This window comes from Actinotalea sp. JY-7876, assembly GCF_014042015.1.
GTDB lineage: Bacteria > Actinomycetota > Actinomycetes > Actinomycetales > Cellulomonadaceae > Actinotalea.
Genome location: NZ_CP059493.1, coordinates 550,493 through 571,701, shown reverse-complemented (window position 1 = coordinate 571,701; position 21,209 = coordinate 550,493). Strand labels below are relative to the sequence as shown.

Annotated in this window: 19 protein-coding genes; 3 read left to right on the top strand and 16 right to left on the bottom strand. The window is 76.0% G+C overall.

What is annotated here, in order from left to right; all coding sequences use genetic code 11:
* Positions 1-55: 55 nt before the first annotated feature.
* The 15 genes from H2O74_RS02795 to dacB form a co-directional block, all read right to left on the bottom strand.
* Positions 56-1,768, bottom strand: a complete 1,713-nt coding sequence (locus H2O74_RS02795) for an L-aspartate oxidase (protein WP_255491748.1) — start codon at positions 1,766-1,768, stop codon at positions 56-58.
* Complete coding sequence (panD, locus tag H2O74_RS02790) at positions 1,765-2,220, bottom strand: aspartate 1-decarboxylase (RefSeq protein WP_182113025.1); 456 nt, start codon at positions 2,218-2,220, stop codon at positions 1,765-1,767. The genes H2O74_RS02795 and panD overlap by 4 nt, the downstream gene beginning before the upstream one ends.
* Complete coding sequence (gene panC / locus H2O74_RS02785) at positions 2,217-3,080, bottom strand: pantoate--beta-alanine ligase (RefSeq protein WP_182113024.1); 864 nt, start codon at positions 3,078-3,080, stop codon at positions 2,217-2,219. The genes panD and panC overlap by 4 nt, the downstream gene beginning before the upstream one ends.
* Positions 3,077-4,027 (bottom strand): Rossmann-like and DUF2520 domain-containing protein, encoded by a 951-nt coding sequence (locus H2O74_RS02780; RefSeq protein ID WP_182113023.1) that lies wholly within the window; start codon positions 4,025-4,027, stop codon positions 3,077-3,079. The genes panC and H2O74_RS02780 overlap by 4 nt, the downstream gene beginning before the upstream one ends.
* A complete protein-coding gene (locus tag H2O74_RS02775; protein ID WP_182113022.1) occupies positions 4,024-5,460 on the bottom strand; it encodes a PH domain-containing protein in 1,437 nt (478 codons plus the stop codon). The genes H2O74_RS02780 and H2O74_RS02775 overlap by 4 nt, the downstream gene beginning before the upstream one ends.
* The gene (locus H2O74_RS02770; protein ID WP_182113021.1) at positions 5,457-6,032 is read right to left on the bottom strand and encodes a PH domain-containing protein; all 576 of its coding nucleotides are present in this window, start codon (positions 6,030-6,032) and stop codon (positions 5,457-5,459) included. The genes H2O74_RS02775 and H2O74_RS02770 overlap by 4 nt, the downstream gene beginning before the upstream one ends.
* A 94-nt stretch (positions 6,033-6,126) precedes the next feature.
* Positions 6,127-6,615, bottom strand: a complete 489-nt coding sequence (locus tag H2O74_RS02765; RefSeq protein WP_182113020.1) for a DUF3180 domain-containing protein — start codon at positions 6,613-6,615, stop codon at positions 6,127-6,129.
* Between the two features lie 10 nt (positions 6,616-6,625).
* The gene (folK, locus tag H2O74_RS02760; protein WP_220458011.1) at positions 6,626-7,819 is read right to left on the bottom strand and encodes a 2-amino-4-hydroxy-6-hydroxymethyldihydropteridine diphosphokinase; all 1,194 of its coding nucleotides are present in this window, start codon (positions 7,817-7,819) and stop codon (positions 6,626-6,628) included.
* Positions 7,812-8,663, bottom strand: coding sequence for a dihydropteroate synthase (gene folP / locus H2O74_RS02755; RefSeq protein WP_182114012.1), 852 nt, complete (start codon positions 8,661-8,663; stop codon positions 7,812-7,814). Before folP ends, folK begins: the two co-directional genes overlap by 8 nt.
* A 134-nt stretch (positions 8,664-8,797) precedes the next feature.
* Positions 8,798-9,451, bottom strand: coding sequence for a GTP cyclohydrolase I FolE (folE, locus tag H2O74_RS02750; protein WP_182114011.1), 654 nt, complete (start codon positions 9,449-9,451; stop codon positions 8,798-8,800).
* Between the two features lie 8 nt (positions 9,452-9,459).
* Positions 9,460-11,535: an ATP-dependent zinc metalloprotease FtsH gene (ftsH, locus tag H2O74_RS02745; protein ID WP_182113019.1), complete on the bottom strand. Its 2,076-nt coding sequence runs from the start codon at positions 11,533-11,535 to the stop codon at positions 9,460-9,462.
* A 183-nt stretch (positions 11,536-11,718) separates the two neighbouring features.
* Positions 11,719-12,273 carry a hypoxanthine phosphoribosyltransferase gene (hpt, locus tag H2O74_RS02740; RefSeq protein WP_182114010.1) on the bottom strand — a complete coding sequence of 185 codons (555 nt, stop codon included), beginning with the start codon at positions 12,271-12,273 and terminating at the stop codon, positions 11,719-11,721.
* A gap of 60 nt (positions 12,274-12,333) precedes the next feature.
* The gene (gene tilS / locus H2O74_RS02735) at positions 12,334-13,395 is read right to left on the bottom strand and encodes a tRNA lysidine(34) synthetase TilS (protein ID WP_182113018.1); all 1,062 of its coding nucleotides are present in this window, start codon (positions 13,393-13,395) and stop codon (positions 12,334-12,336) included.
* A 2-nt stretch (positions 13,396-13,397) separates the two neighbouring features.
* Positions 13,398-14,492, bottom strand: a complete 1,095-nt coding sequence (locus H2O74_RS02730) for a zinc-dependent metalloprotease (protein WP_182113017.1) — start codon at positions 14,490-14,492, stop codon at positions 13,398-13,400.
* Positions 14,489-15,892, bottom strand: a complete 1,404-nt coding sequence (gene dacB, locus H2O74_RS02725; RefSeq protein WP_182113016.1) for a D-alanyl-D-alanine carboxypeptidase/D-alanyl-D-alanine-endopeptidase — start codon at positions 15,890-15,892, stop codon at positions 14,489-14,491. The genes H2O74_RS02730 and dacB overlap by 4 nt, the downstream gene beginning before the upstream one ends.
* Before the next feature lie 101 nt (positions 15,893-15,993).
* Here dacB and H2O74_RS02720 point away from each other — a divergent pair, with 101 nt between their 5' ends.
* Positions 15,994-16,503, top strand: coding sequence for an inorganic diphosphatase (locus tag H2O74_RS02720; protein WP_182113015.1), 510 nt, complete (start codon positions 15,994-15,996; stop codon positions 16,501-16,503).
* Positions 16,504-16,606: 103 nt separating this feature from the next.
* Here the strand turns inward: H2O74_RS02720 and H2O74_RS02715 are convergent, their stop codons facing one another.
* Positions 16,607-18,016 (bottom strand): NlpC/P60 family protein, encoded by a 1,410-nt coding sequence (locus H2O74_RS02715; RefSeq protein WP_182113014.1) that lies wholly within the window; start codon positions 18,014-18,016, stop codon positions 16,607-16,609.
* Positions 18,017-18,627: 611 nt separating this feature from the next.
* On the opposite strand from H2O74_RS02715, the gene H2O74_RS02710 reads away from it, so the two are divergent.
* Positions 18,628-19,947, top strand: coding sequence for a bifunctional o-acetylhomoserine/o-acetylserine sulfhydrylase (locus H2O74_RS02710; protein ID WP_182113013.1), 1,320 nt, complete (start codon positions 18,628-18,630; stop codon positions 19,945-19,947).
* On the top strand, positions 19,947-21,179 hold the full coding sequence (locus H2O74_RS02705; RefSeq protein ID WP_182113012.1) for a homoserine O-acetyltransferase: 1,233 nt from the start codon (positions 19,947-19,949) through the stop codon (positions 21,177-21,179). The genes H2O74_RS02710 and H2O74_RS02705 overlap by 1 nt, the downstream gene beginning before the upstream one ends.
* Positions 21,180-21,209: the final 30 nt, after the last annotated feature.

Genomic DNA, 21,209 nt, shown 5'->3' with positions numbered 1-21,209 from the left:
CGTGGTCCCCCTCACGACGAGCGGAGCGACGCCCGCGGCGCGGGCGCCGGTGGTGCTAGACGAACACGGGTGACGCGTCCGGGTCGGCCAGGAGCGGTCCCGCGGCCACGTCGAGGCAGCCGTCCGGGTCGAGCCGCACGGCGACGCGGCGCAGCCACGCCGGCTCCTGGTCCGGGTGGTCCTGCCGGTAGTGCCCGCCGCGGCTCTCCGTGCGCTCGAGCGCGGCGAGCGTCAGCACGGACGCGACCGTGTGCAGGTTCGTCGTCTCCCACTCGGCCGTCTGCGGCGCCGCGACGACGCCCGGCGTCACGTCGGCGTGGGTCGGCACGGCCGCGAGCGCCGCGACGGCCGCGGCCAGCCCCTCCCCCGTGCGGATGACGCCGGGGCCGCGCTGCGCGATGCGCTGGATCCGGCTGCGCGCCGCCCCCGCGACGAGGGAGGGGTCACCCGGGCGCTCGACGGGCTCGCGCTGCGGCAGGTCGCCGGCGCCGACGCGCGCCGCGATCTGCTCGGCGGCCCGGTGCGCGAAGACGAGGCCCTCCAGCAGGGAGTTCGAGGCCAGCCGGTTGGCGCCGTGCACGCCGGTGCACGCCACCTCGCCCGCGGCGTAGAGCCCGTCGACGTCGGCCCGCCCCTGCAGGTCCGTCACCACCCCACCAGAGTGGTAGTGCTGGGCGGGCGCGACCGGCACGAGCCCCGTGGTGAGGTCGATGCCCTCGGCGAGCAGGCGGTCGTGGATCGTCGGGAAGCGCCCGCGCAGGAAGTCGGCGCCGAGGTGGCGCGCGTCGAGGAGCACGTGGTCCGAGCCCGTCTCGGCCATGCGCCGGACGATCGCGTGGGCGACCACGTCGCGCGGCGCCAGCTCGGCGAGCGGGTGGACGTCCGGCATGAAGCGGACGCCGTCGGTGTCCAGCAGCATCGCCCCCTCGCCGCGCACCGCCTCGGAGACCAGCGGGAGCTGGCCCTTGACGCCCGAGCCCAGCCACAGCACGGTCGGGTGGAACTGCACGAACTCGACGTCGGCGACGGCCGCGCCCGCGCGCAGCGCCGCCGCGAGACCGTCGCCCGTCGCCTGGACCGGGTTGGTCGAGGACTGGAAGACCTGGCCGATGCCGCCGGTGGCCAGCACGACGGCGCGGCCCAGGACGGCGCCGACGCCGTCGCGGGTGCCCTCGCCGATGACGTGCAGGGTCGCGCCGCACACCGGGCCGGGCCGACCGTCGGCGTCGGGCGCGGCGGTGAGCAGGTCCAGGACCAGCGCGTGCTCGATCACCTCGATGCCCGGATCGCTGCGCACCGCGTCGAGCTGCGCCACGAGGGCCCGGGAGATCTCCGCTCCCGTCGCGTCCCCGCCGGCGTGCGCGATCCGGTCGGCGCCGTGCCCGCCCTCGCGCGTCAGGGCGATGGTGCCGTCGTGCTCGACGTCGAACCGCGTCCCGAGCGCGGCGAGCTCGCGCACGCGGGCGGGGCCCTGCGTGACCAGGACCTCGACGGCCGACCGGTCGCACAGGCCGGCGCCGGCCGTGAGCGTGTCGGTCAGGTGCGCCGCGGGCGAGTCGCCGGGGTCGAGCGCCGCGGCGATGCCACCCTGGGCCCAGACGGTCGAGCCCGAGGCGAGCGCGCCCTTGGTCACGAGCAGCACCCGCGGCACGCGCGTGCGCAGGCGCAGCGCCGCCGTCAGGCCCGCGATGCCGGAACCCACGACCACGACGTCGGCCTGCGCGGTCCAGCCCGGCTCGGGAGCGGCCAGCCGGGTCCCGAGCCTCACCGGCTCGCGGCCCACGCGATCGCCGCGGTGCGCAGGCGCGCCGGGGCGGCACCGGGGTCGCTGCCGAGGTCCGCGATGCGGTTGCGCTCGTCGACGTGCACGACGCGGGGCGAGTACGTGCGCGCCTCGTCGTCCGGCATCTGCGCGTAGGCGATGAGGATGACGACGTCGCCGGGGTGGATCAGGTGCGCCGCCGCACCGTTGAGGCAGACGACGCCCGAGCCCGGCTCCCCCGCGATCGCGTAGGTGGTCAGGCGCGCGCCGTTGGTGACGTCCACGACGTCGACCTGCTGCCCGGGGAGGATGTCCGCCGCCTCGAGCAGGGACGCGTCCACGGTCACGGAGCCGACGTAGTCGAGATCCGCGTCCGTGACTGTCGCGCGGTGGATCTTGCCGGTCATCATCGTGCGGAGCCAGGTCCTGGTCGAGCCCGTGCCGGTCGTGTCGGTCATCGCCCCTCCTCGAGGTGCAGCACCACGTTGTCGATCAGTCGCGTCGTCCCCACGCGGGCCGCCACGGCGAGCACCGCCGGTCCGACGTGGTCCGGGGCGACGTCGGACGCCGTGTCGTCCACCAGGGCGACGTAGTCGACCACGACACCCGGCTCGGCCGCGAGCACGTCCACCGCCGCCTGCCGGACCGTCTCGGCCGGGGCGCCGTCCCCGGCGGCGTCCTGCGCCGCACGGAGTGCTCTGGACAACACGCGCGCCCGGGTCCGTTGTTCCGCGTCGAGGTAGGCGTTGCGGGACGAGAGCGCGACACCGTCGGGGTCGCGCACCGTGGGCACCGCCACGACCTCGACGTCCACGTCGAGGTCGTGCACCATGCGCCGCACCGCCATGAGCTGCTGGGCGTCCTTCTGGCCGAAGAGCGCGACGTCGGGCCGCACGAGGTGCATGAGCTTGAGGACGACGGTGAGCACGCCGTCGAAGTGGCCCGGACGGTGCGCCCCCTCGAGGCGCTCGCCGAGCGCCCCCGCGCTGACCCGCACGAGCGGCTCACCGCCCGGGTAGACCTCCTCCACCCCGGGCGCGAAGACGACGTCGGCCCCCGCACCGGCGAGCAGCGCGAGGTCGCCGTCCAGGTCGCGCGGGTACCGCTCGAGGTCCTCCCCCGCACCGAACTGCAGCGGGTTCACGAAGATCGTCACCACGACCTGGTCCGCCCGCTCGCGCGCGGCGCGCACGAGGGCGAGGTGGCCCTCGTGCAGGGCGCCCATGGTCATCACGACGGCCCGCCGGGCGGGGGACGCCGCGGGTGCGGCGAGCGCGTCGGCGAGCTGGGAGCGGGTCCGCACGAGTCGGGGGGTCATCGGTCCTCCTGGGGGTCGGCGAGGACGTCGAGGAGGTCGCGCGCCTGGCTGGTGGTGATGCGGCCGCCCGCGAGCGCGCGCGCCGTGGCGGCGCGGGCGAGGGCCCGGTAGCTGGGCGGCACGTCGGCCGCCCACGGGTCGCGTCCGGCGAGGGCGCCGAGCTGCTCGAGGTGCGAGGCGACCGTCCCGCTGTCGCCGCGCACCACGGGGCCGGTGAGCGCCGCCACCCCGCTCGCCGCCGACGCCGTGCCCTCGCCCGCCGACTGCGCCGTGCGCAGGGCGCCGTCGAGCGCCGCCCCCAGCAGCGGCGCCAGCACGCGGTCCGGGCTCGCGACGCCCGCTGCGGCGAGCGCGTGCGCCGCCTGCGCGACGAGGACGACGAGGTGGTTCGCGCCGTGCGCGAGGGCCGCGTGGTAGAGCGGGCGCGCCTCCTCGGCGACCACCACGGGCTCGCCCCCGATCTCCACGACGAGCGCCTGGCCGATCGGCAGGACGGGCCCCGGGCCGGTGACGGCGAACGTGCAGCCGGTCAGGCGCCCGAGGTCCATGGACGTGCCCGTGAAGGTCATGGCCGGGTGGATCGCGAGCGGGATGACGCCCCGCTCGCGCGCCGGAGCGAGCACGTCGGCCCCGAGCGCGCCCGCGGTGTGCACCACGATCTGGCCCGGCTGCCACGCACCGAGCGCCGCGAGGCCCGCGACGAGCTCGGGCAGCGCGTCGTCGGGCACCGTGAGCAGCACGAGCTCGGCGCGCTCGACGACCTCGGGGACGTCCAGGTGCGGGACGCCGGGCAGCATCGTGGCGATCCGCTCGCGGGACTCCTCGGAGATGCCGCTCGCGCCCACGACGGCGTGGCCGACCGCGCGCAGGGCGTTGCCGAGGACGGCACCGACCCGCCCCGCCCCGACGACCCCGACGCCGAGCCGACCCGGCTGGGGTGCGCTCACGGGGCCACCGGCCGCATCCACCGCTCCGGACCGGCCGTGGCGCGGGCGCGACGCGCGCGGTCCGCCTGCTCGTGGAGCAGCGCGCCGGCGGCCCGCGCGTCCAGGTGCGGGACGAACGGCGACACGGGCCCGGGCGTGGAGTGCAGCACCACGGTGGCCAGGCCCAGACGCCGCTGCAGGGGACCCTGCGTGAGCCCGAGGGACTGGGTCCGCTCGTGCGGCACGACGACGAGCCGGCGCACGAAGCGGCCGGACCGGACCAGCAGGGCGCGGTCGGTCGCCGCGACCGCCGTGCGGCGCCACGAGAGCGGGTCCAGCCAGCGCGCGCGCCGCGGGGACGTCAGGAGGCGCGGGTCCGTGGCCCCCGTGCCCGAGAGCGCCTCGTCGAGGAGCGCCCGCGGGTCCGCGACGCCGAGGTCGGGCAGCACGAGCCAGAGGGCGAGGAGGGCGTCGTCGCGCTCGCCCACCGAGAGCAGCACGCTCTCGGTCTGCTGGTTCTCCGCCTGGCCGTAACCGGCGACGTTCATCTCGACGCGCCACCAGTCCTTGCGCCGCCACAGCCACGCCTGGGTCAGGCGAACGGCCTGGACGCGGCCGGGCGGCACGGTCTGGGAGCGCGACTCGAGCAGGCCGTGCCGCAGCCGGATGCCGTCGGGGCTCTGCGCCACGCGGAAGTTGAACTCACCGGCGAAGCGCTGCCAGAGGTAGCCGCCGGCGCCGAGCACCATCGGCAGGAGGCTGAACGCGAGCGAGATCTGCCGCGTGACGATGATCGCGACGACCGCGCCGGCGACCCCGACCGTGAGCACCACGATCGTCACCGACCGGACGAGCGACAGCAGGAGCCGGTCCACCGGCACCGTCAGCAGCTCGCGCTCGGGTGCGACGGGCGCCTCGGGCTGGTCCTCGGTGCCGAACTCGATGCCCGCCGAGAGCGCGAGCAGCTCGTTGCGCAGGCGCTGGGCGGACTCCTCCTTGAGGAACGCGAGGCGGACCGAGGAGTCCGAGCCGCCCGCGACCTCGAACCGCAGCTCGGCGAGCCCGAGCAGGCGGGCGAGGATCGGCTGGACGACGTCGATCGCCTGGACGCGGTCGAGCCGGGCCGTGCGGTGCTGACGGAAGAGCACGCCCGTCTTGAGGTACACCGCCTCGGCGTCCACGCCGTAGCGCGTCATGCGCCACGCGATCGCCGCGTAGCCGAACCCTGCGAGGACGAACAGCCCGAAGCCGCCGAGGATCGGCGCCCACCCGACCGCCTCGACGAGGTCCGCCCAGTTCTCGAGCCCCGGGCCGACCTGCTGGACCAGGATCGCGAGCAGCACGGCGATGATCTTCCAGCCCTTGACCGCCGGCGTGACGGGGTGGACGCGGTGCCAGACCGGCTCACCGGGCGGCCCGGCGGCCGCGGAGCCGGCGTCGGGCGTGGAGGTCACAGGCCCGCCAGCTGCGCCTCGCCGCGCGCGGCCAGGCGGTCGCGCAGGCGCGAGGCCTCGTCCGGCGGCAGGCCCGGGATGGCCGCGTCGGTGCCCGGCGACGCGGTGTGGAGCTGGACCCGGGCGATGCCGAAGGCGCGGTCGAGGGGGCCGGCCTGGACGTCGACGAACTGCATCCGGCCGTAGGGCACGACGACGATCGAGCGGAACATCACGCCCTTGCGGATGAGCAGGTCGTCCTCGCGCTCCGCGTAGCCCCAGGCCCGGACCTGGCGCGGGACCACGAGGGCGATCCAGACCAGCACGACCAGGATGACCGCGGGGATCGACCACAGGCCGGCGAGGCCGCTGAGCGCCGCCGCCACCGCGCCACCGACGAGCGGGACGACGAACCAGATCGCCGCCGACACGAGGCGCGCGCTGGTGAGCCGCGGGGAGACCGACTGCCAGCGCACGCCGACCGGGTCGAACGGGCTCGCCGAGGACGCCGGGGCCGCGTCGCGCTCCGCGCCCGGCGGGCCCACCGGCGGCACCGGGTCGACGGGGGCAGGCAGGGGGTCGGGGCCGGTCATGGCCACCATCCTTGCACCAGCGCGCGGTGGGGCCGAGGGCCCTGCACGCGGCGGGAGGAGCCGGGGCGGCGTCGCCCCGCGGCCGGCGGGGAGGTCAGGCAGCGCTGCCCGACGGCGCGGAGGCGCCGGAGCCCTCGACGTCGTCGTCCGGCGGCGGCACCTCGCACCAGCGCTCGACCACGAGCCCGACGACGGCGAGCACGACGGTGCACACCATCGCCGTCCCGGCGGTCACCGCCAGGTCCCGCCGCGCGGGGATGGCGAGGTCGCCCAGGACGATCAGGACGTGCCCGGCGTACCAGCCGGTGAGCAGCGCACCCGTGTACGCCGACGCGGTGGCGAGCACCACCGTGCGCGCCGCGAGGAGCGGGTCGAGACCGGGCCGCTTGCCCTGCGTGAACAGGCGCACGGAGCGGCCGAGGGCGAGCACCACCGCCGCGATGCCGAGGACCAGGACGGACGCGAGGAGCGGGACGGGCAGGAGCGTGGCGCCCCGGCTCTCCACGATCCGCAGGCCGCCGAAGGTCAGGACCGTCGCGACGAACGCCACGACGAGCAGGCGGGGCCACGGTGTGCGTCTCATCACGGGTGCCTCACTGCGGGGTCGACCACCAGTCGAGCGCCATCCACCGGATGCCGCCGCGGTCGGGTGCCGTCTGGGCGAGCGCGGCGACCGGTCCGCCGCCGAGCCCGGGCAGCACGGCGCCGGGGTCGACCTGGGCCCACGGCTCGAGGACGAAGGCCCGCGCATGGGCGCGCGGGTGCGGGAGCTCGAGGTCGTCGGCGGCCGCGACGGTCGAGCCGTACACGATGAGGTCGACGTCGATGGTGCGGGGGCCCCAGTGCTCGGTGCGGACGCGGCCGTGCGCGTCCTCGATCCCCTGGCACGCGTGCAGGAGCGCCCGCGGGCTCAGGGTCGTGCGGGCCAGGACCACGGTGTTGAGGAAGTCGGCCTGCTCCGGCCCGCCGACCGCCTGGGTCCGGGCGAGCGGCGCGACCGCCGTGACCTCGAGCCCGGGGACTCCCGCGAGGTCGTGGACGACCTGCCGCAGCGTGTCGTGGCTCGCGCCGAGGTTCGACCCGAGCGCCAGGACGACGTCGACCGGCTCCGCAGGCACGGCGTCGAGGCGGTCCGCCGGCTCGGGCTCGACGCCGGGCACGGGGCCCGCGGCGGCACCCGTGCCGGCGCCCGTGCCGAGGACCGGTCCCGTGTCCGGGGCGTGCTCCGTCGCGGGCCGGGCGTGGGCGGCCACCGGCACGAGGGCGGCCTCGACGCGGGCCCAGTCGGGGACGAAGAGCGCCGTCGCCTCGACGGGCTCCGGCAGCAGGTCGGCCGGGGCACCGGGGAGCTCGCCGGGGCCGCCCGGGCCGACGTGCGGCGCGGCGACCACCGGCGCGTGCGTGCGGTCGCGGTGGATCTGCACCGTGACGTCCGTGAACGGCACGGTGAGGGGTGCCTGCGGCTTGTGGACCACGACGTCGACCGCCGCGACCGCGGGGTGGGCCAGCGCGACGGCGGCGATCCGCTCGGCGACCGTCTCGACGAGGTCGGCCGGCTCGCCGGACAGCACGGCGGCCACCTGCTCGCTCAGCACGCCGTAGTGCACGGTCAGGTCGAGGCGGTCCTCCGCGGCGGCGGGCCGGGTGTCGACGTGGAGCGTGACGTCGGCGACGAACGTCTGGCCGTCGCGGCGCTCGTGCTCGAACACACCGTGGTGGCCCGTGGCCGCGATGCCGGACACGGTGATGCGGTCGCGGGCGTGGGGACCCGCGGTGGGCTCATGCACGATGCTCTCCGTCCTGAGTGGCACTGCGTCCTGCGTCGGTCCGGTCGCCCCGTGCCGCCGACCAGGCGGCCGCCACCCGCACCGCGTCCGCCGAGCCTGCCACGTCGTGCACGCGCACGCACCAGGCTCCGCCGAGGGCGGACAGCGCGCTGATCGCCGCCGTGGCGCGGTCGCGCGCGGTGGGGGCAGCGGGTTCGCCGTCGGGCCCCGCGAGGAGGTGGCCGAGGAAGCGTTTGCGGGACGCGCCGACGAGCACCGGGCGACCGAGCTCCTGCAGCGCGTCCAGGTGGGCGAGCAGGGGCCAGTTGTCGCGGCCGGCCTTGGCGAACCCCAGCCCGGGGTCGAGGACGACCTGCTCGCGTCGGATCCCGGCGGCCTCGAGCGCCGCCAGCCGCCCCGCGAGCTCGTCGCGCACGTCCGCGACGACGTCGTCGTAGTGCGTGAGGGAGTCCATGACGTCCGCGTGCCCGCGCCAGTGCATGGCGACGTAGGCGACGCCGGTCTGCGCGACGACGTCGGCCATCGCCGGGTCCGCGAGCCCGCCGGAGACGTCGTTGACGAGGTGGGCGCCGGCGGCGACGGCGTCCCGCGCGACCGCCGCCCGGGTCGTGTCGACGCTCACGACGGCGCCAGCGGCCACGAGCTCGCGGACCACGGGCAGCACGCGCCGGCGCTCCTCGTCGACCGCCACACGCTGGGAGCCGGGTCGCGTGGACTCGCCGCCGACGTCGAGCACGTCGGCGCCCTCGGCGAGGAGCCGGAGGCCGTGCGCGACGGCGGCGTCCGGCTCGAACCACCGGCCGCCGTCGCTGAACGAGTCCGGGGTGACGTTGACGACGCCCATCACCAGCGTCCGGTCCAGCACCGTCAGGTGCGCGGGCAGCGGAGCGGGGTGCAGCACGCCCCCACCCTAGAGCCGACGCGGGGGGCCCAGGACCGCCGCCGACGCACCAGCACACGGTGCGGCGCCCGCGGGTGTCAGCGGCCGAGGATGAGGCTCATCGCCTCGGCGCGGGTCGTGCCGTCGCGCATCTGGCCGCGCACCGCGGAGGTGACCGTGCGGGAGCCCGGCTTGCGCACGCCCCGCATGGACATGCACAGGTGCTCGCACTCGATCACGACCAGCACGCCGCGCGGCTGCAGGATCTCCACCATCGCGTCCGCGACCTGCGACGTGAGGCGCTCCTGGACCTGCGGACGCCGTGCGTACAGGTCCACCAGCCGCGCGATCTTGGACAGGCCCGTGATCCTGCCGTCGACGCCGGGGATGTAGCCGACGTGCGCGACCCCGTGGAACGGCACCAGGTGGTGCTCGCACGTGGAGTACACCTCGATGTCCTTGACCAGCACCATCTCCTCGTGACCGAGGTCGAAGGTCGTGGTCAGCACGTCGGCCGGCTCCATGTGGAGCCCCGCGAACATCTCCGCGTAGGCCCTCGCCACGCGCGCGGGCGTGTCCCGCAGCCCGTCGCGGTCCGGGTCCTCGCCGACGGCGAGCAGGAGCTCGCGCACCGCGCGCTCGGCCCGTGCGTGGTCGTAGCGGACCGGGATCGCCACCCCGTCCGCGACGACGACGTCGGGTGGCGTCCCCGACTCGGTCGGCAGCGGGACGTCGTCCGCCATGTGCGTCATGGTGCGGCTCAGCGGTCGCTCGGCCACGGCCTGCCGCTCGGCCAGCCGTCGTCGCTCGGGGTCGCGCCACCGACGGTGCCGCCGGGCGGGACCTCCCCGACCGGGGACGCGGGGTGCTCGGGACGCGCGGCCGCGGCCTCGTCCTGCGGCACCACGGGGTGGCCGTTCGACGTCGCCCGCTCGCGCGCGGTCTGGACCGGCGGGATGTCCGAGACGGTGCGGTCCGGGCTCGAGAGCCAGACCTGGCGCGGCTCGCGCTTGGTCACCGGCCGGAAGATCTCCGCCAGCTCCGCCTGGTTCAGCGTCTCGCGCTCGAGCAGCTCGACCACGAGCGTGTCGAGCACGTCGCGGTACATGTTGAGGATCTCGTACGCCTCCTCGTGCGCGAAGTCCATGAAGCGGCGGACCTCGACGTCGACGGTGGCGGCGACCTCCTCGGAGTAGTCGCGCCCGTGGCCCATGTCGCGGCCCATGAAGACCTCGCCGCTGTCCTGGCCCAGCTTCACGGCGCCGACCTTCTCGCTCATGCCGTACTGCGTGACCATCTTGCGCGCGATGGCGGTGGCCTTCTCGATGTCGTTCGAGGCGCCGGTCGTCGGGTCGTGGAACACGACCTCCTCGGCGACGCGGCCGCCCATCGCGTACGCGAGCTGGTCGAGCAGCTCGTTGCGCGTCGTGGAGTACTTGTCCTCGGCCGGCATGACCATCGTGTAGCCCAGGGCGCGGCCGCGCGGGAGGATCGTCACCTTGGTCACGGGGTCCGTGTACCGCAGCGCCGCCGCCACCAGGGCGTGCCCGCCCTCGTGGTACGCGGTGATCTTCTTCTCCTTGTCGTTCATCAGCCGGGTCCGGCGCTGCGGACCGGCGATGACGCGGTCGATCGCCTCGTCGAGCTCGTGGTTGCCGAGCACCTGCAGGCCGCCGCGGGCCGTCAGGAGGGCGGCCTCGTTGAGGACGTTCGCGAGGTCCGCGCCCGTGAAGCCGGGCGTGCGCTTCGCGACGGCGTGCAGGTCGACGTCGGGCGCCATCGGCTTGCCCTTGGCGTGGACGTTGAGGATGCGCTCGCGCCCCTTGAGGTCGGGCGCGTCCACAGCGATCTGCCGGTCGAAGCGCCCGGGGCGCAGCAGGGCGGGGTCGAGGATGTCGGGCCGGTTGGTGGCCGCGATGAGGATGACGTTCGCGTTGACGTCGAAGCCGTCCATCTCGACGAGCATCTGGTTGAGCGTCTGCTCGCGCTCGTCGTGCCCGCCGCCCATGCCGGCCCCGCGGTGGCGGCCGACGGCGTCGATCTCGTCGATGAAGATGATGGCCGGGGCGTTCTGCTTCGCCTGGTCGAACAGGTCGCGCACGCGCGACGCACCGACGCCGACGAACATCTCCACGAAGTCCGAGCCGGAGATCGAGTAGAACGGGACGCCCGCCTCGCCCGCGACGGCGCGTGCGAGGAGCGTCTTGCCGGTACCGGGCTGGCCGTAGAGCAGCACGCCCTTGGGGATCTTCGCCCCGACCGCCTGGAACTTGGCGGGGTTCGCCAGGAAGTCCTTGATCTCCTGGAGCTCCTCGACGGCCTCGTCCACGCCCGCGACGTCGGCGAACGTGACCTGCGGCGTCTCCTTCGAGACCAGCTTCGCCTTGGACTTGCCGAACTGCATGACGCGCGAGCCGCCGCCCTGCATCCGGGACATGAGGAACCAGAACAGGCCCAGGATGATGACGAACGGCAGGATCAGGCTGAGCAGGCTCGCCCACCACGTCGTGCGCGGGACCTCGGAGTTGAAGCCGCCCTCGAGGTCGGCGTCGGCGATCGCCTCGACGACCGACGGCCCCTGCGGCGCGACGTAGTAGAACTGCACGTTGCGGCCCTTGTCACCGAAGTCCTCGGTGAGGGTCAGGTCGACGCGCTGCTGCCCGTCCACGATCAGGGCCTGCTCCACCGTGTCCCCGGCGAGCAGCTCGAGGCCGTCGGAGGTGTCGATGCGCTGGATGCCGGTGCCCATGAAGAAGGACGAGGCACCGAGCCACAGGATGAGGACGGCCAGGAGGATCCACAGAGCGGGACCACGGGTGAGGCGCTTGACGTTCATGGGCGACGGGGCCGGGGCCCTATCCCTCCTGGTCGCGGGGCAGGTCTGCGGTCACGTTACCCGCTGGGTGCCCCTGCGCCGCCCCGTGTTCGCGCAGGGCGCGACGGGGAACTCCCGGCCGGCACCGTGCGTTCCGCCGGCAGGAGCCGACAGCGGGCCCGCGTGGGGGCCCGCCGCGAGGCGTCAGTCGCCGTAGACGTGGGGCGCGAGCGTGCCGACGAACGGCAGGTTGCGGTAGCGCTCGGCGTAGTCCAGGCCGTAGCCGACGACGAAGTCGGTGGGGATGTCGAAGCCGACGTATCGCACGTCCACCTCGACCTTGGCGGCCTCGGGCTTGCGCAGCATCGTCGCGATCTCGACCGACGCCGGACCGCGGCTGCGCAGGTTGGCGAGCAGCCACGACAGGGTCAGACCCGAGTCGATGATGTCCTCGACGATCAGCACGTGCCGTCCCGTGAGGTCCGCGTCGAGGTCCTTGAGGATGCGCACGACGCCCGACGACGTCGTGCCCGCCCCGTACGACGACACGGCCATCCAGTCCATCTGGACCGACGTGTGCAGCCGCCGCGCCAGGTCCGCCATGACCATGACGGCACCCTTGAGGACGCCCACGAGCAGCAGCTCGCGCCCCGCGTAGTCCGCGTCGATCTGCTCCGCGAGCTCGTCGAGCCGGCCCTGCAGCTGCTCCTCGGTCAGGAGCACGCGCTCCAGGTCGTCGCCCATGTCCGCCGCATCCACCGCTGCCCGCTCCTTGTGCTCGATCACGCCTGTCTCCTGCCGCGGACCGGACCGGCGGGCTCAGCCCGACCGCGGCCCCCCCGTCGCGCGTGGGACGAGCGTCAGCCTGCCACACCTGCGGAGCACCACGCCCCCGCCCGGGAGGGCCACCGGGCCCTGCCCGTGCCAGTCCGTGATCAACCGGTCCACCTCCTCGACGTGGCGGTGCGCCACCGCCCCCGCGGGCGCCCCCGACGCGACCAGGGCCAGCCGCAGCGCCCGTCGCCGGACCGCCGGTGCGAGGCCGGCGAGCACCTCCACGTCGAGGTCGGCGTCGCCGCCCTGGCGGCGGGCCGCCGTCAGCGCCGCGACGGCGAGCTCGTGCAGGGCCTCGTCGTCCTCGCGCAGGAGGTCGGCGGTGCGGGCGAGCGCGTCCGGCACCCCGGGCCCGAGCACCGTCCCGAGGGCGGGCAGCAGCACGCCGCGCACGCGGCTGCGCAGCGGGACGCCCGGGTCGCCGGCCCGGGCCGGGTCGGCGTCGTTCGTCGGGTCGTGCCACGGCTCGAGCCCCAGCGCGGCGCACGCCCGCTCCGTCGTGGCCCGGCGCTCGCCCAGCAGCGGCCGGCGCAGGAGCCCTCGCCGGCGCGGCATGCCCGCCAGCGAGCGGGCACCCGACCCGCGGGCGAGGCGCAGCAGGACGGTCTCGGCCTGGTCGTCCAACGTGTGGCCCAGCAGCACGGCGGCGGCCCGCCGCTCCTGCGCCCGCTCCGCGAGCGCGGCGTGACGCGCGGTCCGCGCCGCGCCCTCCGGGCCCTCCCGCCCGCCGTCCACGGCCACGCGCACGACGTCGACCGGGTCCAGCCCGAGGGACCGGCACGCCTGCGCGGCGCGCGCGGCGACGTCGGCGCTGCCCTCCTGGAGCCCGTGGTCGACGACGACGGCGCCCGCGGCGAGCCCGAGGCGCGGCGCCACGAACGCCGTCGCGGCGGCGAGCGCGAGGGAGTCCGCGCCCCCGGAGCAGGCGACGAGCACGAGCGGGCGCGCGTCGGCGGCCGGTGCGGCACCACCCGGCACCGCCAGGTCCGCCAGCTCGCGCCGCACCGCGCTGCGCACGCGCGCGACGGCGGGATCGGGGCCGGTCACGGCTAGCCGTGCACGCGTCGGACCCAGGCGCGCGGGTCGGCGATCTCGCGCGACGTCGGGAGAGCGTCCGGTCCGGACCAGGCGGCGTCGAGGGCGTCCCGGCCCCCCGCCCTGCGCACCGCGCGCACGAACGCCGCGCCCCGGCGGTACTGCGCCATCTTCGCGTCGAGGCCCAGGAGCCGGCGCAGGACCCGGTCGGGGGCCGAGGTGCGGCGCCGGCGCTGGGCCTCGAAGCGCGCGCGGAGGCGACGCGCGGAGGGGATCGCCCTGGTGCCGACCGCGTCCATCGTCACCTCGGCGTGCCCCTCGAGCAGGGACATCACGGCCGAGACGGCGTCGATGCGGGCCCGCTGGGCGGGGTCCAGCACCAGCCCGAGCACGCCGAGCTCCTCCGGGTCGTCGCCCGGGCGCCCCGGCCCGCGCTCCGGCCGCCGCACGGCGCGCAGGGCGCGCTCGGCCAGCCCCGCCGCCTCCTCGCCACCGGCCGCCAGCTCCGAGACCAGCGCGCGGACCTGCGCCCGCAGGTGGTCGACGAGCCACGGTGCCGCCGCGAACTGCAGGGCGTGCGTCTGCTCGTGCACGCAGACCCACAGCGCGAAGTCGTCGGCGTCGGCGCTGAGCCGCGCCCGCATGCGCAGCACGTTCGGCGCGACGAGCACGAGCCGCCCCCCGGGCGGCACATCGGTCGCGAAGGGGTCGAACTGACCGAGCACGCGGCCGGCGAGCATGCCCAGCAGCCCGGCCGCCTGCGCCGTCGCGGGGGCCGACCGCAGCAGCTCTCCGCCGGCGGCGGGCACGGGCACCAGGCCGCCGAAGGAGCGCGCCGCCGCCCGCGCCCAGCCCGGCCGGTCCACGACGACGACGGCCGCCCGCTGGTCCTGCCGCCCCGAGGCCTCGACGGCCCGCCCGAGGCGCGCGGCCCGCAGCGCGAGCGGGTACGCGCGGTGGGCCGCGTCCCGCAGCCCGTCCACCAGCGCGGCGAGCTCGGCGCGGGGCGCCGTCGGGCCGGGCGACGCGAGCCGACCCGCCCAGGCCGCTGCGCGCTCCCAGTCGACCTGGATCGGCGCGACGTCGGCGCTCGTCGCGGCGGTGGTCACGGCAGGACCGCGAGCTGCTGGACGAAGCCGTCGATGGCCGCGCGCGGCGCGGTCTGGCCGCGGGGCGTCGCCTCGGCGAGGACGGCGAACGCGAGCAGCCGCCCGGAGGAGGTCTGGACCGTGCCGGCGAGCGACGTGACGTTCGGCAGGCTGCCGGTCTTCGCGCGCACCAGGCCCCGCGCGGGTCCCGCGCCGAACCTCTCCGCGAGGGTGCCCTGCCAGCCGGAGACCGGGAGGTCGACCAGGACCGGCAGGAGCTTGGGGTTGGCGGGATCCGCGGCGGCCGCGACCAGACCGGTGAGCAGGGCGGCCGGCAGCGCGGACCCGGCGGCGAGCCCGCTGCAGTCCGCGAGCACCGCGCCCTGCGTCGGGAGCCCCTGCCGCCCCAGCTCGGCGACGACGGCGCTCGTCGCGCCCTCGAAGCTGCCCGGCAGGCCGTGCTCGATCGCGACGAGGCGGCCCAGCACCTCGGTGATGGTGTTGTCGGAGACCTGCACGGCGTAGCGCACGATCTCGCGGACGGGCGCCGACTCGACGCGCGCGAGCTCGAGCGCGTCCGCGGGCGCGGCGGCGCGGGTCGGCGCACCGGCGACGGCGATGCCCTGCTCCGTGAGCAGCTGGGCGAACGTCTGAGCGGTCTGCAGCGCGGGGTCCGGGTAGCGCGGCGGGTACTCGCCGGGCCGGATCTTCGCGATGTCGATCCCCAGCGGCGCGACGGCCGCGACGAAGCCGTCAGCGACGTCGGACGGGTCCCACGCGGGGTGGATGGCAGGCCCGGAGAACAGCGTGTCGTCCAGCTCGAGCGCCACCTGGCTCACGCCCGCGAGCCGGAGCTCGCGGGCGGTCTCCGCCGCGAGGTCGACGAGCCCGGCTCGGCCGACGACCGCGTCCGGCTGCCCCGCCCCCGCGGTGAGCATCATGTCGCCGCCGCCCACGAGCACGAGCCGACCGGGCTCCGGCTGGACGACCGTCGTGTCCAGGGTCCGCTCGGGCCCCAGCGCGGTGATCGCGGCGAGCGCGCCGAGCATCTTGGCGGTGGACGCCGGGACGCGCGGGGTCGCCCCGTCCACGTCGGCCAGCACCTCGCCGCTGAGCACGTCCGTGACCACGACGCCGGTCGAGGTGCCCAGGCGGGGGTCCGCGACCAGGTCCCGCGCGAGCGCCGTGACCTCCGTGGCCCCCGGTCCCGGGGCCGCCGGGTCGAGCGCCGGCACGACGGGGTCGACGTCGGGGGCCGGCACGGCGCCCGGCGCCGTCGGGAAGGGCGCGGCCGGCGCGGGGACCGGCTCGAGCGTGACCAGACCCGGCACGACGTCGTACGCGTCGGCCGCCGCGTAGCCGCCGGCCCCCAGGAGCAGCGTCACCGTGAGCGCCCCGGCCACCCTGCCCGCCCTGCTCATCCGCACCTCCCGCGTCGCCGCGGTGCCCCGCCCGCCTGCCGGTGCGCCACACTAGTCCCAGCACACCGCCGACCGTGGCGGCTACACCCCTGGGAGCGCACGTGGAGTTCGACGTCACCATCGAGATCCCGAAGGGTCAGCGCAACAAGTACGAGGTGGACCACGAGTCCGGCCGCATCCGGCTGGACCGCATGCTCTTCACCTCGACGCGCTACCCCGACGACTACGGGTTCATCGAGGGCACCCTCGGCGAGGACGGCGACCCGCTGGACGCGCTCGTGCTCCTGGAGGAGCCGACGTTCCCGGGCTGCCTGATCCGCTGCCGCGCACTGGGCATGTTCCGGATGCGCGACGAGGCGGGCGGCGACGACAAGGTGCTGTGCGTGCCGACCGGCGACCAGCGCGCGTCGTGGCGCCAGGACATCGACGACGTCAGCGAGTTCCACCGGCTCGAGATCCAGCACTTCTTCGAGGTCTACAAGGACCTGGAGCCCGGCAAGTCGGTCGAGGGCGCCCACTGGGTCGACAAGGCCGCGGCCGAGCAGGAGATCCGCAACTCGATCCAGCGCGCGGCGGACACCGGCTACTACGAGAAGCACGGTCAGCACTGACGCGTCGCTCCCGACGAGAGGCCGCACCACGAGAGGCCGCCCCGACCTGACGTCGGGGCGGCCTCTCGTGCGTACGGGCTGCGGCGCGGGCGCTGCCGACCGCTCAGGGCCGGCCGGCGTACGGCATGGTGCCGGCCCAGCGGATCGACGTGACGCGCACGTTGACCCCCGGCCGCGGCGCCTCGACCATCTGACCGTTGCCGACGAACATCGCGACGTGGGTGATGCTGCCGGGGTCGGCGCCGTTGCCGCCGTAGAAGATCAGGTCCCCCGGGCGCATGTCGCCGTAGGCGATCTTGCGCACCTGGCGGTACTGGTCGCGGGACGTGCGGTTGATGCCGATGCCCGCGGCCGACCAGGCCTTGCTCGTCAGACCCGAGCAGTCGAAGGCGTTCGGGCCGACCGCCCCGTAGCCGTACGCCTTGCCGACCTGGGCCACGGCCCAGGCGACGGCCGACGCGCCCTGTGCGGCCGACCCGCGCTGCGACCCGGTCCCGAGACCGTAGGGGTCCGAGGGGGCGGGAGCGGGAGCCGGGGCCGGGGCCGGGGCCGGGGCGGGAGCCGGGGCCGGGGCGGGGGCAGGTGCGGGCGCGGGGGCAGGTGCGGGCGCGGGGGCAGGTGCTGGAGCCGGGGCCGGGGCAGGTGCTGGAGCCGGGGCCGGCGTGCCGCCCCCGGGTGCCGGCGCGGGCGTCGTCGGTGTGCCGGGCGCAGGCGGCGCGGCGACCACACCGCGCTCGGCCGCGGCGGCGGCCTCGGTGCGCGCAGCACGCGCCGCGTCGAGCTCGGCCTGCCGCGCGCGCTCGACCTCGAGCGACGTCTGCCGGAGCGAGGCCAGCTCACCGAGGAGGGACTCGCGCTCGGCGGCGATCTCCGTGACGCGGCGCTCCGCGTCCTCGTGCATGGTCTGGGCCTGCCCGAGCGCCGCCTGCGCGGCGGCGGCCGACTCCTCGGCCTCGTCCTCGGCCCGGCTGGCGCGGTCCTCGAGCGTGCGCGCGACGAGATCCGCCGCGTCGAAGAGCTGGACGGCGCGCTGGGCGCGGTCGCCGAGCTGGTCCATGGCCGTCTGACGGGCGACGAGGTCCTCGAAGCCGTCGGCGGAGAGGAACGCACCGAGGCCGTCCAGCGAGCCGCCCGACCGGTAGGCCTGCATGGCGATCTCGCCGAGCGCGGCGCGGGCGACCTCGGCGTCGGCGGCCGCGACGGCGGCCTCCTCCAGCGCGACCCGGGCCCGCTCGGCCGCGGCATCCCGCTCGGCGGTGGCGGCGGCGTAGTCCTCGGCCGCGGCGGACACGGCGGTCCATGCGCCCTCGAGCTCGGCGGACTGCGCGGCGAGCTCGACCTCGACGGCGGCGACCGTGCGCGCCGCCGTGCGGACCGCGTCCTGCGCCGCGCGGACGTCGTCGTCGCTGACGTCGGGGTCGGCGTAGGAGGCGCCGGCGGTCGCGGCCCCGAGCGCGAGGACGAGCGCCGTCGCCGCGGCGGTGCGGCGCGCGCCGGTGGTCCAGTGGGTCATGCCGTTCCCGTCGTCCAGTGGGGGCGCCCGACCGCGAGGGTCCGGCCGCCGTGCGCTGCCGTCGAGGCGGCACGCCCGACGAACGCTACCCACACCAGCCGCAGGAGGGAACAGGCGTCACACCAACAACTTCCGTCACTCCCGTCACAGCAGTCACATCCGTCCCACCAGCCCCGACGCGGGGAGCGGACAACTCGGACCCGCCCGTGCGTGGCGCGGCGCGGTGGCGCGGGTGCGTCGCCCACGGGGCGCCGGCCCTCGCGCCGGCACACGCCCGCGGCATGTTCACCCGATCGGCGGCCGGCGCCACGCCCTCGCTCCGGGGGTCGGCCCGAGGCGTGGACGCGTCGTCCGACATGTAAGACGGGTCTCGTGGTCCCCCCACGCGCCGCCGTAGTGTCGCCGGCATGACCTGCCGAATGTGCCGCTGACAGCGCACGTCCGGTGGTGCGCCCGCTGACCGGTAGGTAGCCGCGCTCCCGCGCCCGCCTGAACCACCGGCCAGGGCGCCACTCCCCACGTGCACACGCCCCAGTCCCGTCGCGGGCTGGCCGGGTCAGTGCGCTGGCTGTGGTCACCCCGCGGCTCCCACTCATCGAGGAGCCCGCACCATGAGCAACGAGAACTGGTCCTTCGAGACCCGCCAGATCCACGCCGGTCAGACCGCCGACCCCACGACCGGCGCCCGCGCGCTGCCGATCTACCAGACGACGTCGTTCGTCTTCCCGGACGCCGACACGGCCGCCGCGCGCTTCGCGCTGCAGGACCTCGGCCCGATCTACACGCGCATCGGGAACCCGACGACGCAGGCCGTCGAGGACCGCATCGCGTCGCTCGAGGGCGGCGTCGGTGCCCTGCTGCTCTCGTCCGGCCAGGCCGCGGAGACGTTCGCGATCCTCAACATCGCCGAGGCCGGCGACCACGTGGTCGCGAGCCCGAGCCTCTACGGCGGCACCTACAACCTGCTCCACTACACGCTGCCGCGGCTCGGCATCACGACGACGTTCGTCACGGACCCGCACGACCCGCAGGCCTGGCGCGACGCGGTGCAGCCGAACACCAAGCTCTTCTTCGGCGAGACGATCCCCAACCCCCAGGCCGACGTCCTCGACATCGAGGCCGTCGCGGCGGTCGCGCACGAGGTGGGCGTCCCGCTCGTCGTCGACAACACCGTCGCGACGCCGTACCTGATCCGTCCGTTCGAGCACGGCGCCGACGTCGTCGTGCACTCGGCCACCAAGTACCTCGGCGGCCACGGGGCGGCCATCGGCGGCGTCATCGTCGACGGCGGCACGTTCGACTACGCCCAGCACCCCGAGCGGTTCCCCAACTACAACACCCCGGACCCCTCGTACAACGGCCTGGTCTTCGCGCGCGACCTGGGCGTCGGCGGGCTCTTCCCGGTCAACCTCTCGTTCATCCTCAAGGCCCGCGTCCAGCTCCTGCGGGACCTCGGCTCCTCGATCTCGCCCTTCAACGCCTTCCTCATCGCCCAGGGCATCGAGACCCTGTCGCTGCGCGTCGAGCGCCACGTCGCGAACGCCCAGCAGGTGGCGCAGTGGCTCGAGCAGCGCGACGACGTCGTGCGCGTGCACTACGCGGGCCTGCCGTCGAGCCCGTGGCACGCGAACGCCCAGAAGTACGCGCCGCGCGGCGCCGGCGCGATCGTGTCCTTCGAGCTCGCGGGCGGCGCCGAGGCGGGCAAGCGGTTCGTCGACGCGCTCGAGCTCCACTCGAACGTCGCGAACATCGGGGACGTGCGCTCGCTCGTCATCCACCCGGCGTCGACGACGCACAGCCAGCTGACGCCCGAGGAGCAGCTGCGGTCCGGCATCACCCCGGGCCTGGTCCGCCTCTCGGTGGGGATCGAGGGCGTGGAGGACATCCTCGCCGACCTCGACGCGGGCTTCCGGGCCGCCAAGGGCGCGTGATGGGGGTCCCCGACCGGGCCGCCCCCCGCGCACACGACGGGCGGCCGCCCGTGGACACGGCCGGTGGTCGCCGTGACGGCGCCGGAGGTCTGCGCGTCGTGCAGGCCTCCGACGCCGTCCCGGCGAGCGCTGCCTGGCGCGAGGGCGACCCGGTCGGGGACCGGAAGTTCGTCGACCTGGGTCCGCAGGACCTCGAGGCCGGCGGACACCTGCCCGCGGTCCGGATGGCCTACGAGACGTGGGGCACGCTGTCGCCGTCGGGCGACAACGCGGTGCTCGTGCTGCACGCGCTCACGGGCGACTCCCACGTGACGGGGCCCGCCGGCCCGGGGCACCCGACGGCCGGCTGGTGGCCCTCGCTCGTCGGGCCGGGCCGACCCATCGACACGGACCGCTACTTCGTCGTCGCGCCCAACGTGCTCGGCGGCTGCCAGGGCAGCACCGGGCCGGCGTCGACGTCGCCCGACGGCCGGCCCTGGGGCGGACGCTTCCCGTACGTCACGGTGCGGGACCAGGTCGCCGCCGAGATCGCGCTGACCGACGCGCTCGGGATCGATGCGTGGGCGCTGGTCGTCGGCGCGTCCGCCGGCGGCATGCGCGTGCTCGAGTGGGGCGTCATGGCGCCGGACCGCGTCCGCGCGATCGCACCCATCGCCACCACGGCCCGCACGACCGGCGACCAGATCGCCTGGGCCCACGCCCAGCTGGCGGCGATCCGCGGGGACGCGCGCTTCCGCGGCGGCGACTACTACGACGCGGCCGACGGCGACGGGCCGCACGCGGGACTCGCGGTCGCGCGCCAGATCGCCCACACCACGTACCGCAGCGCGGTCGAGCTCGACGAGCGCTTCGGTCGCACGCCGCAGGACGGCGAGGAGCCGCTCGGCGGCGGCGGGCGCTTCGCGGTGCAGTCCTACCTCGACCACCACGGGGGCAAGCTCGCGCGCCGGTTCGACGCCAACACCTACGTCGTGCTCACCGACTCGATCCTGTCGCACGACGTCGGCCGGGGCCGCGGCGGCGTCGAGGCCGCGCTCGCGCGGGTGAGCGCGCGTGCGCTCGTCGTCGGCGTCGACACCGACCGCCTCTACCTGCCCGAGCAGTCCGCGGCGACGGCCGCCGCCCTGCCGCACGCCGACGGGTTCCACCTGATCCGCTCCGACTTCGGCCACGACGGCTTCCTCATCGAGGAGGATCAGGTCGGCGCGCTCGTGCGCGACTTCCTCACCTGAGCACACCCGCGTCCACCGACCAGGAGACCA